The organism is Burkholderia sp. SIMBA_062 (assembly GCF_046534765.1).
Lineage (GTDB): Bacteria > Pseudomonadota > Gammaproteobacteria > Burkholderiales > Burkholderiaceae > Burkholderia > Burkholderia ambifaria.
In genome coordinates this window covers 1-14,458 of the sequence record NZ_JAWRYD010000045.1, presented here as the reverse complement: position 1 = coordinate 14,458, position 14,458 = coordinate 1, and the positions used below count along the sequence as shown (strand labels likewise).

The following is a 14,458-nucleotide window of genomic DNA, read 5'->3' as shown; positions in this document are numbered from 1 at the left end:
GCCTGGACTTGTTCCGTGTCGTTGCAGCGACGCCGTTCGCTTTCGCCTGTCACGTAAGGTCGAGGGGAAATTTTCGAGTGCGCCGATGGCATGGTCGCGATTCAGAGGGTACTCGTCCTGCGCGACGAATATTTGCGGAATCTCCTCGTCCACGTCGCCACCGACGCCAAGGGCGGCTCAATGAATTTGTGACAATGATTCGCTGTCGCCCAATCGTGCCTGGGTACGAGCCTCCGCTTCACTAGGCAACCGGCGTCAAATTCTGTCAGGCCGAACCATATTTGTCAGACTTTAGATTAAAATCGCGCGGGCGACTTGCTGTCGCGATGGCTGACCGTCTTTGTGCGACTGACGGGACGGTCGAACCTGAGAGAGATAACGAAAATGGATATCAGACCGTCCGCACTCGGGGACCTGAAGTTTCGCGACCTCTACGAGGCGATCAGTAAGGGCGTTTTGCAGCAGGGGCGGTTGTTGATGCTGAATACGCCGCTCGGCAAGAATGCGCTGGTGCCGTTACGTGCGCGGGGATCGGCCAGAATCGGGCGTGACTATTCGTATACGATCGACGTTGCGTCGACGCGCGACGATACCGCACTACTGTCGCTGATGCACCAACCGGTCACTCTGCAGATTCAGCAAGTCACGGCCCCCTTTGCGGTTCCCGTCTATCGTCCGGTCCACGGCTTCGTGCATCGGGTCGCCTATTTGGGCGGAAACGGCGGCCTTTCGACATACCAGATCGAGTTTTCATCGGCCCTGACCTTCCTCGAGAAAACCCACAACGAAGAAGGCTGGCTCGAGAAAGACGCCCGCGAGATCGTTTCCGACGTGCTTGATCGGTATCCGCAGCTACGCGGGCAGTACCGTTTTGCGCTGTCGACGGATCCTGCCAAGCGGTCGTGGTGCAGGCAAAGCGAATCCGATCTTCACTTCGTGAACCGCTTGGCCGAAGCTGAGGGCTGGTATTTCCACTGGATCCACGAAAACGTTAGCGAAGGTGACGCGCCCAAGACGACACTCGTAATCGTTGACCGCGTCTCGACACTTCCCGACGCCAGGTCGGTTGAATTCATTTGGGCGAACGACAGCAACGAATCAGACGGCTTCGCCCATTGGGCCGCGGTGCAGACGATGCAGAGCACGCGCTACATGTCGCGTGCGTTCGATTACAAGCGGCCCGCGTCCAATTTTCAGGTTGAGAATGGGCTTGCCGCGACGAGCTATGTCACGGAGGCGCACCGCCAGAAAGTTGAGCAGAGCGTTCCGGATGCGCCGATGACGGTCTATGAATCGACGGCTTACGGCTATTCCAGCTCAGACACTGGTGAGGTGCGAGCGCGACGACGAGTAGAGATATGGGATGCGCGAGCAAGCCGATATTTTGGCGTCGGAGGCGTGCGGTGGCTCGATGCCGGTTCCCGGTTCGTCTTGAATGGACATCCCCGCCACGACGACGGCGACTCGAAGAAGCGAGAGTTTCTGGTGGTCGAGGCGCGTTGGTTCATCGAGAACAACGTCCCGATCGGCCAGCAGACGGCCGAGTTTCCTCAAAGTCTTCGTGCAACGCTGGCCGAGCAGCAGGCGATTCACCGTGAGCGGTTCAAGACGCTTGGACATGAGGCGGATGGCTCGGCCGGATTTTTCGTGCTCGAAGTCGAAGCGCAACCCACGGCTGTTGAATACCGGAGTCCGTTGGATCATCCGAAGCCGGTCATGTCGATCGAACACGCGCTTGTCGTGACCCCGGATGGCGCGGAAGCGTGGACGAACGACCGAAACCAGATCCGGGTGCATTTCGCGTGGGATCGCAAGAATCCACCGGACGCCTTCAATTCCTCGCCGTTGCTGTCGTCGCTTCAATCCGATACCGGGAACGGTTATGGAGCGGTTCACGTTCCGAGGGCGCGGGAATGGGTCATCGTCGGTTACTGGAACGGCGACTGTGACAAGCCGTTCGTATTAGGTCGTATCAACGGAGGCGCCACCCCATCGCCATGGCATTCGAACGCGTTGCTGTCCGGGTTCAGGTCGGAGGGGTTTGGCAAGACCGGAGCATACAACGCGTTCGTCCACGACGATTCTACGAATCAAGGCGGCACGCGGCTGGTCAGCTATACCGGCAAGAGCTATGCGGCGCTGACGCAGGGCTACCTGATCAAGCATGAGGGCAACACGCGCGGACAGTATTTGGGCGCTGGTTTCATCCTGCACGCAGACGAGTTCGGTGCGGTTCGTGCCAGCAAGGGGTTGTCCATCAGTGCGCACTCGAAATCCTACGACGATGAGCAGATGGGCGTGGACGAGGCGCGCTCACAGTTGCAGCAGGCGGGAATGCTGGTCGAGTCGCTGTCCAGCGCAAGCGCAACCGCTCAGGCGGAATCGCTGCAAACCGGACAGGATGCGCTCAAGGCGCTGTCGAAGGACATCCAGCATCCGGTGTCGGGCGATACGTCGGGCGGGGTGACGGCAGGTGGCGGTACGGGCAGCGCCAACGGTTTTGCGCAGCCGAACATATTGGTATCGACGCCGAAAGACATTGCACTGGTCGCAGACAACTCGACGCATATCGTGGCCGAGAAAGAGATCAACGTCGTCAGTAACGAGAACACGTACGTTGCAACGGGCAAGTCGTTTGTCGTGGCGGCCGCGGAAAAAGTGAGCTTCTTCGCACAGAAGCTCGGCGCGTACTTCGTGACCGCGAAAGGCCCGATCAAATTGTCGGCCAATACCGACGACGTGAACCTCAATGCGGGTAAAGACGTGACCGTGAAGGCCAAGCGCATCGTGCTCGACGCCGACGAAATCATTATCAAGGCGGGCGGCTCGTACACCAGGTGGGTGGCCGCTGGCATCGAGGATGGCACGCAAGGACCACGCACGATCAAATCGGCATCGCTCAGCCGTCAGGGGCCGAGTTCGATTGCGCAGCATATGAACAGCCTGCCGCAGGCCAAGTTTAACGATCCCTATGTGCTGCGCGATCGCATCACGGGCGAGGTGCTGAAAAACCACCCGTACGAACTGATCCGCGGGGACGGCACACGCCTGACCGGAATGACGAACGAACTGGGGCACGTGGCCGAGCAGAAGAGCGAGGACGTCGAGAGGCTTACGCTGCGTGCATTGCGGCCAACACCGAAGGGCCCTACGGCATGAACCCGATAACCGATGGTCGAATCTGAAGAGCGACGATGAGCGAAAACACAGAGAAATTCGGTGGCGGATCGCCGTTCAGTGACGATGCCGACAAGGAAGTCGTCCAGCAGGCTGGTCGCACGGACAAGGACGGGGCGTCGGTCGGGCATTTTACGTTGACGCCGGCGAGTGACACGCGCTCCAAAGAACTGCTGTGCGACGTGCGGCCAATCATTCCGGTGATCTTCCTACCGGGCGTGATGGGCTCGCCGTTGGTAAACACCGAAACCGGTGACGAGATGTTCTTTGCACCGGAGACGGACGGCCTATTGGGGAAGGCAGGCGCATTGCCAGCACTGATCGGCTTGTGGTTCAAGGGCGCGTCCACGCGGGAAAAGCTGTTCGACCCCACCTTGGCAGCCGTCACCCCGTTCGGGCCAGTCAGCGCCGGCAAGCACGAAGAGGATGCTGAACCAGACCAGTACGTGGACGAGAAGGAGGCCATTCGGCGGGGTTGGGGCTCAGTGTATCGGTCAAGCTATCAGCCCATGTTGGCGTGGCTGCAGGAGCAATTGAACGATCCGATGCGTCTGGGGAAGCATAAAGGGCCCTGGATTGCAGGCGACCCTGACGGCAAGAAGTGGGCGCTCAAGCCACTGCTGGACACGGAGCCGGCCAGCTACGGGGCGATCGATGCCGGCGCGCAAGGCCGGGGGCAGGCGATCACAAAAGACTCGGAGGTGTTCAAGCACTTCATGAAATACCAGTACCGAGTCTACGCAATTGGATACAACTGGCTGCAATCGAATGAAAAATCGGCACAACAGGTGATTGATGGCACGGATTTCAAGGACAAGAAGACCGGCAAGACGACGCGCCTGATGGGCATCAGGGAGATCATCGAGGAGAACCATAGCGGCAAGGCGATTATCCTCACGCACTCGATGGGAGGGCTGGTAGCACGGATGGCGATCGCGATGCACGGTGGAGCGGACCTGATGCACGGTGTATTCCACAACGTGCTGCCGGCGACCGGGGCACCCATCGCGGCGAAGCGGTTCCGTACCGGTGGCGGCAGCGAGGGCGGCGTGAACGGTTTCATCAATGGTGCACTGCTCGGGAGCGATGCAGACGAGTTTGTGGCGGTGGCCGCGAATGCGCCGGGACCGCTTGAGCTGTTGCCGATGCCGGATTACCACAACGGCGAACCGTGGTGGATATTTGCACGGCTCAACGGCGAACCGGTGATGAAGTTGCCGAAGGATGGAAATACTTACGATGATGTCTTCACTAACCCAAAGTGGTACGGCTTGGTGCCCGAGCAATCGGCTTCGTTACTCGATCCAGCCGGAATTATGAAAGAACGACTTGATAAAAGCCCTCAAAAGAAGTCGGTGGTTGACAACTTCAAGGATACAATCAAAAAGGTCGTCGAAAATCAAAACAAGATAATTAACATCTATCACGACAAAACGTATGTTGCCTACGGGGATGGAGAGCTGAAACATAGAGGGGCGGCGGCATTGGACGAAAATCACGGCAAGCCCGCGATCGAGAAAGGCGAGGATCTGACCGATCTGTTGGCATGGGGTACGGTGATTTGGAAGGGAGATGTGCCGGCGGGAGTGACGGAGGAAGAACTGCGCGCTGCGCGGTTCCTGGGCGAGAAGCGCGACGATTCCCACACTGGAAAGCTGCGCGTGCATTTAGATTCGCGCAACGTCACGATCGAGTTCGAGGTGCAGAAGGTGGCGAAGCTGCCGCCGGGCAGCGAAACGCCCGATCCCGAGAAGAATGGCATCGTGCCGGGTGACGGAACGGTGCCGGTCTGGTCAGCCGAAGCCCCCGCGCGCGGCGCGGAGGGGGGCGCAGCCCACGGCGTACAAATGGTGTTTGACCAAGGAGGCTACGTGCATCAGGAAAGCTATAACCATCCGTGGACGCGCTGGGCGCTCCTCTACAGCGTCGTGCAAATCGCGCAGGATGCCCCGGAGCCGAAATGCTGACACGAATTGGCCGATTTCTATTTTTAGTGACGGGCATATGCGCCTGTTCGATAACGTTTTCCGGTGAACCGACCATGACGAATCCCTTGTTGTCCAAGCCTCGGCCGTGGTGCATCGGCCGCTTCGTTTTTGAACGACCAGTGGCAAGCGAAATCACCAATCAACGATATGAGTTTCAGGGAGAAAAACTGGAGACGCGGTACAACGTATCGTCTGCGACGTATCAAGGGAAAGTTGCCGCCCGGGAAAAAGAGTTGCGTACAAAAAAGCGCATTAATCCTGGGCGCAGAAACGAAGAAACAAAGCATGTATGGCTAGAGAAGGCGTTTTCTCCTACAAAGGATTCCAGGGTGTTTGTGTTCCAGGATGCGGTTTCGGCTAACGGACTACCTTTTGATACGGAGGGATATATTTACGAAAACAATACCTTGTTTCACACAACTAGCAGCGTCGGATCAGCTGCAATTGGTGATGTCGAAAATATTTATAATGGAATCTATCGTCGGATAAAGGCGCGCGATAACTGGTCGGTCCCAACCGAATCGGGGTTCTGTTTCGACGGAGGGATTGCCACAGGCGCGTCGACTTCTACCGAGGAGGTCAGCCAGTCACTGGCGCTGATGCCGGGCCGGCCAGCGCTACTCGTCATCCAGATGCGGGATTCGGTGAACGCGGATCAGAAATCGCCATTAACCAAAACCCTTCCCGAACTTCGGGCGAAGATGGATAAGGTTTCGAGCGGGAGCTATCGCATCCTGCGGCAAGGCAAGCGCACGGTGGCCGGGATGGACGCTGAGGAAGTGCTGTTCGCGCTGAAGGAAGGCGAGATCACGTCCTACCGCTTCTACCTGCTCGCGCCAGGCGATCCGAGCACGTTGGCGAAACCGCATACGGCTATTCAGTTGCTGCTCGGAGCGAGCAGCCCCGATTTGAAGCCTGACGAGGCGACGTCACCGGTCGATGAGGCTGCCGCACTGCAAACGTGGGACACGCTGTTGAACAGCCTGCGACTGCGGCCGGGCGCAGTCTGAGCGGAGGCGACATGCGACGCTACGACATCGTGAAAGGTGACACGACGACCGTCGGAGGCATCGTGCAGGGCGGTGACGGACAAGACATTCTGCACGACCGCGAACAAGCGTATGAAAACGATCCGGTGTGGTGCCCGGTGTGCAAGACACTCGGCGTGATCGAGTGCGACGGCCCACGTCATTCAAGCACCGGGCCGGATGGCCGACAGTCGGCGTTGAGTGACGACCTCTGTCGCTGCGCATGTCCAACGCCGCCGAAGCTGGTGGCGTCGCAGTCGGTATCGTATGTCGAGGTCTGAAGGACGTGAGGAAAGGGAAACGAGACGCTCCGAAACATGGTGAGTTGGCGTGTATGCCGAGCGCATCGGATCGAGGTCGTGATTATGAGCGGTGATTGCGATCGTCTTTTTCTCATGCGCGTCCGTACAACCATCATGCCCGGTTGGTCTTTGGCGTGCAAAGTGCTCAGCGGAACGCCGAGCTGAGCGTCGTTGATATCAAGACGGGCTGAAGCCGATACAGGATCGTGTGCGAGCGCGCGGCGACGAATGCCTGTCGACCGTCTATAGCTTCATGGCGAAGTATTGATTCCGATGCGGGCAGTGGCATGAACGGCACGCTGCTGGCCACGACATCTTGCGTCAGGCTTCGTGTCAAGAGTGCTTTGTCAATGGGCGGAGAGTGCCAGACCCACTTGCGAAGCTTCGAGAGACAGCGTTTGCGGACGAAGTTCGGTGGGCGGGTGCTTGCGCGCCAGTCTTCATGGGCGATGAAACGGCGCTGAAAGAGACGGGATCGGCCGTCGTTCCGTATCGGAGAGTTAGTCCAGCCGATAGCAAAGGAGAGCAATACGGCGGATTGCACCAAAGAAAAAGGGGTTAGCTTTCGCTAACCCCTTGATTTCCTTGGTCGGAGCGATAGGATTCGAACCTACGACCCTCTGATCCCAAATCAGATGCGCTACCAGGCTGCGCTACGCTCCGACGAGCCAAAGAGTCTATCGTGTAATGGGTGACGGCGTCAATCACGTTATGCATATGGCGCACGTCATCACGAACCGTTAACGATTGGCGACAATGCGGAGTGTGATCGTCCGGCACGCACGTGCGCGACCGGATCGTTCGCCCATGCATGGAGAGACATCATGATGAATCTGATCCTGTGGCGCCACGCCGAAGCCGAAGACTACGCGACAAACGACCTCGCGCGTCAACTGACGAGCCGCGGGCGCAAGGAAGCGCAGGCAATGGCCAAATGGCTGCGCGGCCGGCTCGAGTCGAACACCGTGATCCTCGCGAGCCCGGCGGCACGGACCGTGCAGACCGTCGAGGCGCTGACCGACCAGTACCGGACCGTCGACGGACTCGCGCCAGACGGCAGCGTCGATGACGTGCTGGCGGCCGCCGGCTGGCCGGACGGCATCGCGTCGACGGTCGTGATCGTCGGACACCAGCCGACGCTCGGCAGCGTCGCCGCGCACCTCGTCGCCGGCAACGGTGACAGCTGGAGCATCAAGAAGGGCGGCATCGTGTGGATCGCAAGCCGTACGCGTGACGGCAACCGCCAGGCCGTGCTGCGTGCGTTGTTGCCGCCGGACCTTGTATGAAGGGTTTGCAGGGATTGATCATACGGTTTCGCAAGCTTTCTGCTAAAGTCAATTCGGCGACACGTCATTGAAAGGACACGGTCGTGCCACAGAATGGTAACGGCCGGTTACTACATTGGCTGGCATGTCGTCCTATTCCTTACGATCAGGAAAGCCTAATGCGAGAACTGCCGACGCCTACGCTCCCTTTTGCCTCGCTTCCCCTCGACACGACGCGGCGTCACCTGCCGCGCGCTGCTGAAACCGTCACATCCGAGTACCGTCTGCGTGCCGCCTGGGCGCGCACGGAAGACGAACTGCGCGAGGCGCAGCGCCTGCGTTACACCGTCTTCGCCGAAGAGATGGGCGCGCAGCTCAGCGGCCCGTCCGGTCTCGACGTCGACCCGTTCGATGCCTATTGCGACCACCTGCTGGTGCGCGATCTCGACACGCTGAAGGTGGTCGGCACGTACCGCGTGCTGCCACCGCACGAGGCCGCGCGTGTCGGCCGTCTGTACGCGGAAGGCGAATTCGACCTGTCGCGCCTGACGCACCTGCGCGGCAAGATGGTCGAGGTCGGTCGCTCGTGCGTGCACAGCGACTACCGCAGCGGCGCCGTGATCATGGCGCTGTGGGGCGGTCTCGGCGCCTACATGATGCAGAACGGCTACGAGACGATGCTCGGCTGCGCGAGCGTGTCGATGGCCGATGGCGGCCACTATGCGGCGAACCTGTATCAGTCGCTGTCGGCCAACTCGCTGACGGCGCCCGAATACCGCGCGTTCCCGCATACGGCGCTGCCGGTCGACGAACTGCAGACGGGCACCGTCGTCGCGCCGCCGCCGCTGATCAAGGGCTATCTGCGCCTCGGCGCGAAGATTTGCGGTGCGCCCGCCTGGGATCCCGACTTCAACTGCGCGGATTTCCTGACGCTGTTCCGGCTGTCAGACATCAACGCTCGCTACGCCCGGCACTTCCTGGGCTGAGTAAACCGACGCGGCGCGCCGGTTGCGGTGCGCACACGTGCGAACGCCGTCGCGTGGCAGACCATCCGAGGCTGCCGCGCGACGGCGTTCGGCTATTCGGACGATGTTGGCGTGTCCCGCCCTGTTAATTTGAACGACACGCAGTGCCCACCGTGCGGGCGGGCGCACGTTCTGGACGGCCTGCGCAGGTGGCGGCCGGGCGACAGGGCGGCTTGCCTAGTGCTTGCGCCGCCAGTCGAGCAGATGGTGTTCGGCCATCCAGTGATGGACCATCCCTTCGCCGCCGTGGCTGCGCTTGTATTCGCGCGATTCGAAGTAGGACAGGGCGGCGAGCACCATCAGGCCGACGAACAGGCCGATCAGGCCAGCGATTTCTTCAGACGACACGGCAGCCTCCTTTCAACGGCACAGCGCCATGCGTTCATACTAGAACATCCGCGGGACGACCCCTAACCCGGAATTCCGCTAGACTCGGCGCGGTCCTGGCGCGATGGGCGCGCCGTTTTCCGGAGAGCCTTCCCGATGACCCGTTTCATGCTGGCCGTGCTGGCCGCGTCCATTCTTGCCGGCTGTTCCAGCGATCCGCGCCAGGCCCGTCGAGGCCACCCGCCGCAAGATCCGGCCGATTACCAAGGCGTGCCGACCGACATGACGCCGCCGTCGATGCTCGGTGAGCCCGCACCCGCACCCGCGCAATAACGTCCGTCCCGCGTGGCCGTCAGGCGCCGGCCGCTGATGCGTCGGCGCCGATTCGCCGCACCAGCGCCGGCAGGTAGCGCGCGAGCGTCGCTCCGCGCGCGACCATGAACAACAGCAGCGCGAACCACAGCCCGTGATTGCCGAACGGGCCGACGACGGTCAGCGTCGCGGCAATGAAGATCGCGAACGACGCGACCATCGCGCGCATCAGCGATTGCGTCTGCGTCGCGCCGATGAACACGCCATCGAGCATGAATCCCCACACGGACACGATCGGCGAGACCGCCGCCCACGGCAGGTATTGCAGCGCGAGCGCGCGGATCTCGGCCTGATCGGTCAGCCGCGCGACGATCCATCCACCGGCCGCCCAGTAGACGAGCGCGAACAGCAGCGCACCGAGCGCGGACCACAGCAACGTGACGCGCACGGCTTGCCGGAATGCGGCGCGGTCGCGCGCGCCGGCCGCGGCGCCGACGAGCGCCTCGGCCGCATGCGCGAAGCCGTCCAGCCCGTACGCCATGAAGGTCTGAAAATTCAGCAGCAGTGCGTTGGCCGCGAGTGTCGCATCGCCCTGTTTCGCGCCGAGATGCGCGAACCAGCCGAACGCGCCGAGCAGGCACATCGTGCGCAGGAAGATGTCGCGATTGAGCACGATCAGCCGCTTGAGCGCCGCACGGTCCGCCAGCGCACGCGCGGCAATGGGTGCGAGGCCGCGCGGCCGCAGCTGCCACAGCATCCAGGCACCGAGCGCGAAGCCGCATGCGTCGGCGGTCGCGGTCGCCGCCCCGATCCCGGCAATGCCCCAGCCGAAGCCGTACACGTACAGCAGCACGGCACCGATGTTCACCGCATTGATGAAGACCTGCGCGACGAGTGCGAGCCGCACGCGCTGCATGCCGAGCAGGTAGCCGAGCACGACGTAGTTCGCGAGCGCGAACGGCGCGCTCCAGATCCGCGCGTGGCTGTAGGCCAGCGCGGTTGCGCGAACCGCGTCGCTGCCGCCCAGTGCGGACAGCGCGAACGACAGCAGCGGCACTTGCAGCGCGAGCACCGCGGCGCCGAGCGCGAACGCGACGATCAGCGCACGCAGCACGTTCAGGCGGATGCCGGCGGCGTCGCCGGCGCCGTGCGCCTGCGCGACGAGGCCGGTCGTGCCCATCCGCAGGAAGCCGAAGCCCCAGAACACGAAATTGAAGAACAGTCCGCCGAGCGCGACGCCGCCGAGATACTGCGCGCCGTCGAGGTGGCCGGCGACGGCCGTGTCCACCGCGCCGAGGATCGGCTGGGTCAGGTTCGCCAGGACGATCGGGAACGCGAGCGCGAGGACGCGCCGGTGCGAGACGGCGGCCGACCCGGTGCCGGCCGCGTGCGGTAATGCGGATTCGGACATGGCGGACGTGTCAGGCGCGTTCCTGCACGCAGACCCACGGCGACACGACGACCGCCCACAGCTCCGGATTGCGCGCCGCGAAGTCGGCGGCCGTTTCCGCCGGCATGCGCGCGACGAGGCCGGACGACAGCCAGTGCGTGACCTGTTGCGCATCGTCGCCGGCAATCGCCTCCGCGACGCTGACGAGATCGAGGTCGCGCGCGACCGACAGCAGCTTGCCCTGCGCGAAGAAGCGCTCGAGATCGCACCAGTCGATCTTGGCGGTTTCGCCGAGGAGTTTGGTGTAGAGCGGGCTGTGCGACGCGCCCGCGGCGGATTCGTGTTGGTGGGAGGACATCGTTGTGCGTGGAAAGACAGCGTGGCGCCACTATAAACCATCCGGGCGACCGGCCGGCCGCCCGGCGAGCGGGCCCCACGCGGTTCAAGCGTCGCGCAGTGCGCGGCGCACGATCTTGCCGGTCGCCGTCATCGGCAGGCCGTCGACGAACGCGATTGCGCGCGGGTATTCGTGCGGCAGCGCCCTTTCGGCTTGCCGGTCGTGCCGGACGTATAGATGATCACCGCCGGATCGTTGGCGGTGGTGTCAGCCGGCACGAAGTCCGGCGATTCGGCCGCAAGGGCGGCGTCGTAGCGCAGCACGCCCGGCGCGTCGGGCACGTCGTCGCCGATGCAGTAACACGTGCGCAGCGTCGGCAGTTGCGCGCGCAGCGGCACGATCTTCGCATAGCCGGGCGCATCGGTGACGAGCGCGGCGGCTTCGCTGTTCGCGAGCCGGTATTCGAGCGCGTCGGTGCCGAACAGCGTGAACAGCGGCACCGCGATGGCGCCGAGCTTGTACGCGGCGAGATGGGCAATCGCCGTTTCGGGGCCTTGCGCGAGGAAGATGGCGATCCGGTCGCCGCGTTGCAGGCCCGCACGCGCAAAGCTGTTCGCGAGCCGGTTAGAAGCATTCCTCAGGTCGTCGAATGTGATGCGCGACATGTCGCCTTGCGACGTTTCGTGGATCAGCGCGAGTCGTCCGCGGCCGTCGGCTCACTTGTCGCAGACGTCCATCGCGATGTTGTAGCGGACCGGAACCTCCCACCGGAAGCGGGAGAGCAGGTCGTCGTAGCGTTCGGCGGCGGGCAGCATCGCGGGTCTCCTCGATGTCGATCGACGGATCCGGTCGATGGTTTACATCAACATTTCACGCGACCGAAACCACAATGGCGTCTGATAGATAGGGAATGTGCGGACTCGTCCAACGGGTGCGGCTCAGTGCACGATTCCGCAATGACGCATAAGATCACGACAAAACAGTGATGTGACCATGGATTTGCTTTTGATAGCTGCGGGGTTCAGCCTGTTCGGAATCGGGGCGTTGGTGATGTTTGCCAGCCGCGTCGATCCGTTGTCCGGCCGTTTCACCGGCCGTCTGCGCAAGCGCTGACACACCCTTCCCGATTTCCCTCGCGACGACATGCGATGCATGCCGGCATCGCGTGTCGTCCTGTCGATGCCGGGCGCGTTCAGCGCGCCGGCAGGTAGCGTGCCGGATCGATCGAGCGGCCGCCGTAACGCAGCTCGAAATGCAGCGCGACGCGATCGCTGTCGCTGTTGCCCATCTCCGCGATCGTTTGCCCCTGCGTGACCGACTGACCTTCCTTCACGAGCAGCGCGCGGTTGTGCGCGTACGCCGTCAGGTAATCGGCGTTGTGCTTGAGGATGATCAGGTTGCCGTAGCCGCGCAATCCGTTACCCGCATAGACGACCGTGCCCGGCGCGGCAGCCAGCACCGGTGAGCCCGCGGCGTTTGCGATATCGATGCCCTTGGATTTCGAACCGTCGAACGTGCGCACCACGTTGCCGGCGGCCGGCCAGATCAGCGCGATGCTGGTGGCCGGCTTGACGGCCGATTCGACCGGCGCGGAAGGCGCGGGGCGACTGCGTCCCGCGCTGCCGGTGCCGGTGGTCGACGCGGTCGTGGTGCCGGGCGGCGGCGCGACGCGCAACACCTGGCCGACCTCGATCGCATCGGGGTTCGTGATCTGGTTCCAGCGCACGATGTTCGCCATCGACGTGCGATTCGCGCGCGCGATCTTGTAGAGCGTGTCGCCGCGCTCGACGCGGTAGTAACCGGGGCCGACGGGGGCGGAGCCGCACGCGACGAGCAGGGCGGCGCAGGCGGCCGCGAAGAGTCGCTTCGTTGTTGTTCCGAACATTGAACCTCGCAAAACCCTGCCGCGCGACGCGGCAAGCAATACAAAACGTCAGATTTTAACGGGTTCGACCCGAGCGCCGCAGTTTCGCGCCCATCGCGCGCCGTTTCGGCGCGCGATGGCGTCAGCCTGCGAGCGGCAGCACGCGGATGCGCAGCGTGGCCGTTTCGGTTGCGCCCGGCGCGAGCATGCGCAGCCCGAGACCGTTGTGGATCGCATCCGGCAGGCCGAGCCATGGCTCGACGCAGTAGAAGTCCGATTCCGGCTTTTCGGTCCAGGTCGTGACTGCGTACCACGGGATCGAGCCCGGTACGTCGAGCGCGATCTCGATCGTGCGGCGGCGGCCCGGCATCACGATGCGCACCGGCGTGGACGGCGCGCCGTCGAGGCAGTGGAAGCGGTCGAGGATGTCGGGATCGTCGAGCGTGTAATGCGCGTCGCCGCGTTCGGGCGCGCTGATAGAGCCGTCGGCGTTTTGTGCGCAGCGGTGCGTGGGCGGTAGCTCGAGCGTGGTTTGCGCGCGCTCGCCGTGCGGCAGCGCGAAATAGAAATGGTGGCCCGCGTAGTAGGGCAGCGGCGTGTCGCCGCGGTTGGTCGTGGTGAGCGCGACCTCGAGCGTGTGTGCGTCGGCGAGCCGGTAGGTCGTTTCGAAGCGGAAATCGAACGGGTAGCTCGCGTGCAGCGCTTCATTGCCTTCCAGCGTCATCGTGAGGGCGGCGCTGTCGGCCGACGGTTGTGCCGCGAACGGCAGGTCACGCGCGAAACCGTGCATCGGCAGGTCGCGGACCACGCCGGCGGCATCGCGCCAGCGGCCCAGTTCGCCGTCGACGCGGTGGCGGCCGAGGAACGGGAACAGCAGCGGATTGCCGCCGCGCACGCGCGCGAGGTTGCTCCAGTCGGCCGTTTCCGGCCAGAAGATGATCGGCTCGCCGTCGACGTGCCACGACAGGAGGCGGCCGCCGAATTGCGGGGCGACCCGAACGAGCGACGGGCCGGCGTGAAGTTCGTGTATGTCGTGCTGCTGGAAGATCGGCATGGCGAATCGGTATGAACGGGGTGGGCGGGGTGCGCGATGGCGCGCTCCATTATCGGGTCGCGAGGCGGTCGGGGAAAACCCTTCTCGGGAAATCGCGAGTTTTTCAGATTGTCAGCTGTCGGGATAATGCCTCTAAACCGGTGAGGTTGCCGGGTCATGACACTTCGAGGAGCGGCCATGGATCTGGCAATGGCAATGGGAATCGCACTGTTCGGCATGTTCACCGGCAGCACGGTATTGTTTTTCTACCAGCTCGGCCGCTGACGGCAATTTCTGCCGAAATCGAAAGGCCCGCCATGCAAATGGCGGGCTTTTTGTTTGTGCGCCCAGCATGGGCGCACTCCTGCGGGTGCAAGTCCCGCCATAAGCTGGTCACAGCGAATGAAGTG

Annotated in this window: 13 protein-coding genes, 1 tRNA gene and 1 pseudogene; 8 read left to right on the top strand and 7 right to left on the bottom strand. The window is 62.8% G+C overall.

Going from position 1 to position 14,458, the window contains the following annotated elements; translation table 11 throughout:
• Window positions 1-384: 384 nt before the first annotated feature.
• From SB786_RS32100 to SB786_RS32085, 4 genes are all read left to right on the top strand, one after another.
• Entirely contained in the window at window positions 385-3,159 is a 2,775-nt protein-coding gene (locus tag SB786_RS32100; RefSeq protein WP_410730975.1) for a type VI secretion system Vgr family protein, read from the top strand.
• A 35-nt stretch (window positions 3,160-3,194) separates the two neighbouring features.
• Entirely contained in the window at window positions 3,195-5,144 is a 1,950-nt protein-coding gene (locus tag SB786_RS32095; protein ID WP_410730974.1) for an esterase/lipase family protein, read from the top strand.
• Window positions 5,145-5,218: 74 nt separating this feature from the next.
• Window positions 5,219-6,175 carry a T6SS immunity protein Tli4 family protein gene (locus SB786_RS32090; protein WP_410730973.1) on the top strand — a complete coding sequence of 319 codons (957 nt, stop codon included), beginning with the start codon at window positions 5,219-5,221 and terminating at the stop codon, window positions 6,173-6,175.
• An 11-nt stretch (window positions 6,176-6,186) separates the two neighbouring features.
• Entirely contained in the window at window positions 6,187-6,474 is a 288-nt protein-coding gene (locus SB786_RS32085; protein ID WP_410730972.1) for a PAAR domain-containing protein, read from the top strand.
• A 607-nt stretch (window positions 6,475-7,081) separates the two neighbouring features.
• On the opposite strand, the gene SB786_RS32080 is transcribed toward SB786_RS32085, so the two are convergent.
• Window positions 7,082-7,158 (bottom strand) — tRNA-Pro (locus tag SB786_RS32080).
• A gap of 161 nt (window positions 7,159-7,319) precedes the next feature.
• Here SB786_RS32080 and sixA point away from each other — a divergent pair.
• Together sixA and SB786_RS32070 are read left to right on the top strand one after the other, a co-directional pair.
• Window positions 7,320-7,781, top strand: coding sequence for a phosphohistidine phosphatase SixA (gene sixA, locus SB786_RS32075; RefSeq protein WP_410730971.1), 462 nt, complete (start codon window positions 7,320-7,322; stop codon window positions 7,779-7,781).
• 158 nt (window positions 7,782-7,939) lie between these two features.
• Window positions 7,940-8,746: a GNAT family N-acetyltransferase gene (locus tag SB786_RS32070; RefSeq protein WP_006750325.1), complete on the top strand. Its 807-nt coding sequence runs from the start codon at window positions 7,940-7,942 to the stop codon at window positions 8,744-8,746.
• A gap of 216 nt (window positions 8,747-8,962) precedes the next feature.
• Here SB786_RS32070 and SB786_RS32065 read toward each other — a convergent pair whose 3' ends face one another.
• Window positions 8,963-9,133 carry a hypothetical protein gene (locus tag SB786_RS32065; RefSeq protein ID WP_410730970.1) on the bottom strand — a complete coding sequence of 57 codons (171 nt, stop codon included), beginning with the start codon at window positions 9,131-9,133 and terminating at the stop codon, window positions 8,963-8,965.
• 135 nt (window positions 9,134-9,268) lie between these two features.
• Between SB786_RS32065 and SB786_RS32060 the strand changes: the two genes are divergently transcribed.
• Window positions 9,269-9,445, top strand: a complete 177-nt coding sequence (locus tag SB786_RS32060; protein ID WP_410730969.1) for a hypothetical protein — start codon at window positions 9,269-9,271, stop codon at window positions 9,443-9,445.
• A gap of 19 nt (window positions 9,446-9,464) precedes the next feature.
• On the opposite strand, the gene SB786_RS32055 is transcribed toward SB786_RS32060, so the two are convergent.
• The 5 genes and pseudogenes from SB786_RS32055 to SB786_RS32035 form a co-directional block, all read right to left on the bottom strand.
• A complete protein-coding gene (locus tag SB786_RS32055) occupies window positions 9,465-10,835 on the bottom strand; it encodes an MATE family efflux transporter (protein WP_410730968.1) in 1,371 nt (456 codons plus the stop codon).
• A gap of 10 nt (window positions 10,836-10,845) precedes the next feature.
• Complete coding sequence (locus SB786_RS32050; RefSeq protein ID WP_410730967.1) at window positions 10,846-11,172, bottom strand: DUF2288 domain-containing protein; 327 nt, start codon at window positions 11,170-11,172, stop codon at window positions 10,846-10,848.
• 182 nt (window positions 11,173-11,354) lie between these two features.
• Window positions 11,355-11,966 (bottom strand): annotated as a pseudogene (locus tag SB786_RS32045) (AMP-binding protein); the annotation flags it as partial.
• 377 nt (window positions 11,967-12,343) lie between these two features.
• Window positions 12,344-13,036: a peptidoglycan DD-metalloendopeptidase family protein gene (locus tag SB786_RS32040; RefSeq protein ID WP_410730966.1), complete on the bottom strand. Its 693-nt coding sequence runs from the start codon at window positions 13,034-13,036 to the stop codon at window positions 12,344-12,346.
• Window positions 13,037-13,157: 121 nt separating this feature from the next.
• Entirely contained in the window at window positions 13,158-14,069 is a 912-nt protein-coding gene (locus SB786_RS32035) for an aldose epimerase (protein WP_410730965.1), read from the bottom strand.
• Between the two features lie 156 nt (window positions 14,070-14,225).
• Here SB786_RS32035 and SB786_RS32030 point away from each other — a divergent pair, with 156 nt between their 5' ends.
• Entirely contained in the window at window positions 14,226-14,333 is a 108-nt protein-coding gene (locus SB786_RS32030; RefSeq protein ID WP_006750334.1) for a hypothetical protein, read from the top strand.
• Window positions 14,334-14,458 lie beyond the last annotated feature (125 nt).

Coding starts and splice junctions, on each gene's coding strand:
- SB786_RS32085 (WP_410730972.1), top strand. CDS start 6,187: ATGCGACGCTACGACATCGTGAAAGGTGACACGACGACCGTCGGAGGC.
- SB786_RS32035 (WP_410730965.1), bottom strand. CDS start 14,069: ATGCCGATCTTCCAGCAGCACGACATACACGAACTTCACGCCGGCCCG.
- SB786_RS32030 (WP_006750334.1), top strand. CDS start 14,226: ATGACACTTCGAGGAGCGGCCATGGATCTGGCAATGGCAATGGGAATC.
- SB786_RS32060 (WP_410730969.1), top strand. CDS start 9,269: ATGACCCGTTTCATGCTGGCCGTGCTGGCCGCGTCCATTCTTGCCGGC.
- SB786_RS32070 (WP_006750325.1), top strand. CDS start 7,940: ATGCGAGAACTGCCGACGCCTACGCTCCCTTTTGCCTCGCTTCCCCTC.
- sixA (WP_410730971.1), top strand. CDS start 7,320: ATGATGAATCTGATCCTGTGGCGCCACGCCGAAGCCGAAGACTACGCG.
- SB786_RS32055 (WP_410730968.1), bottom strand. CDS start 10,835: ATGTCCGAATCCGCATTACCGCACGCGGCCGGCACCGGGTCGGCCGCC.
- SB786_RS32100 (WP_410730975.1), top strand. CDS start 385: ATGGATATCAGACCGTCCGCACTCGGGGACCTGAAGTTTCGCGACCTC.
- SB786_RS32050 (WP_410730967.1), bottom strand. CDS start 11,172: ATGTCCTCCCACCAACACGAATCCGCCGCGGGCGCGTCGCACAGCCCG.
- SB786_RS32040 (WP_410730966.1), bottom strand. CDS start 13,036: ATGTTCGGAACAACAACGAAGCGACTCTTCGCGGCCGCCTGCGCCGCC.
- SB786_RS32090 (WP_410730973.1), top strand. CDS start 5,219: ATGACGAATCCCTTGTTGTCCAAGCCTCGGCCGTGGTGCATCGGCCGC.
- SB786_RS32095 (WP_410730974.1), top strand. CDS start 3,195: ATGAGCGAAAACACAGAGAAATTCGGTGGCGGATCGCCGTTCAGTGAC.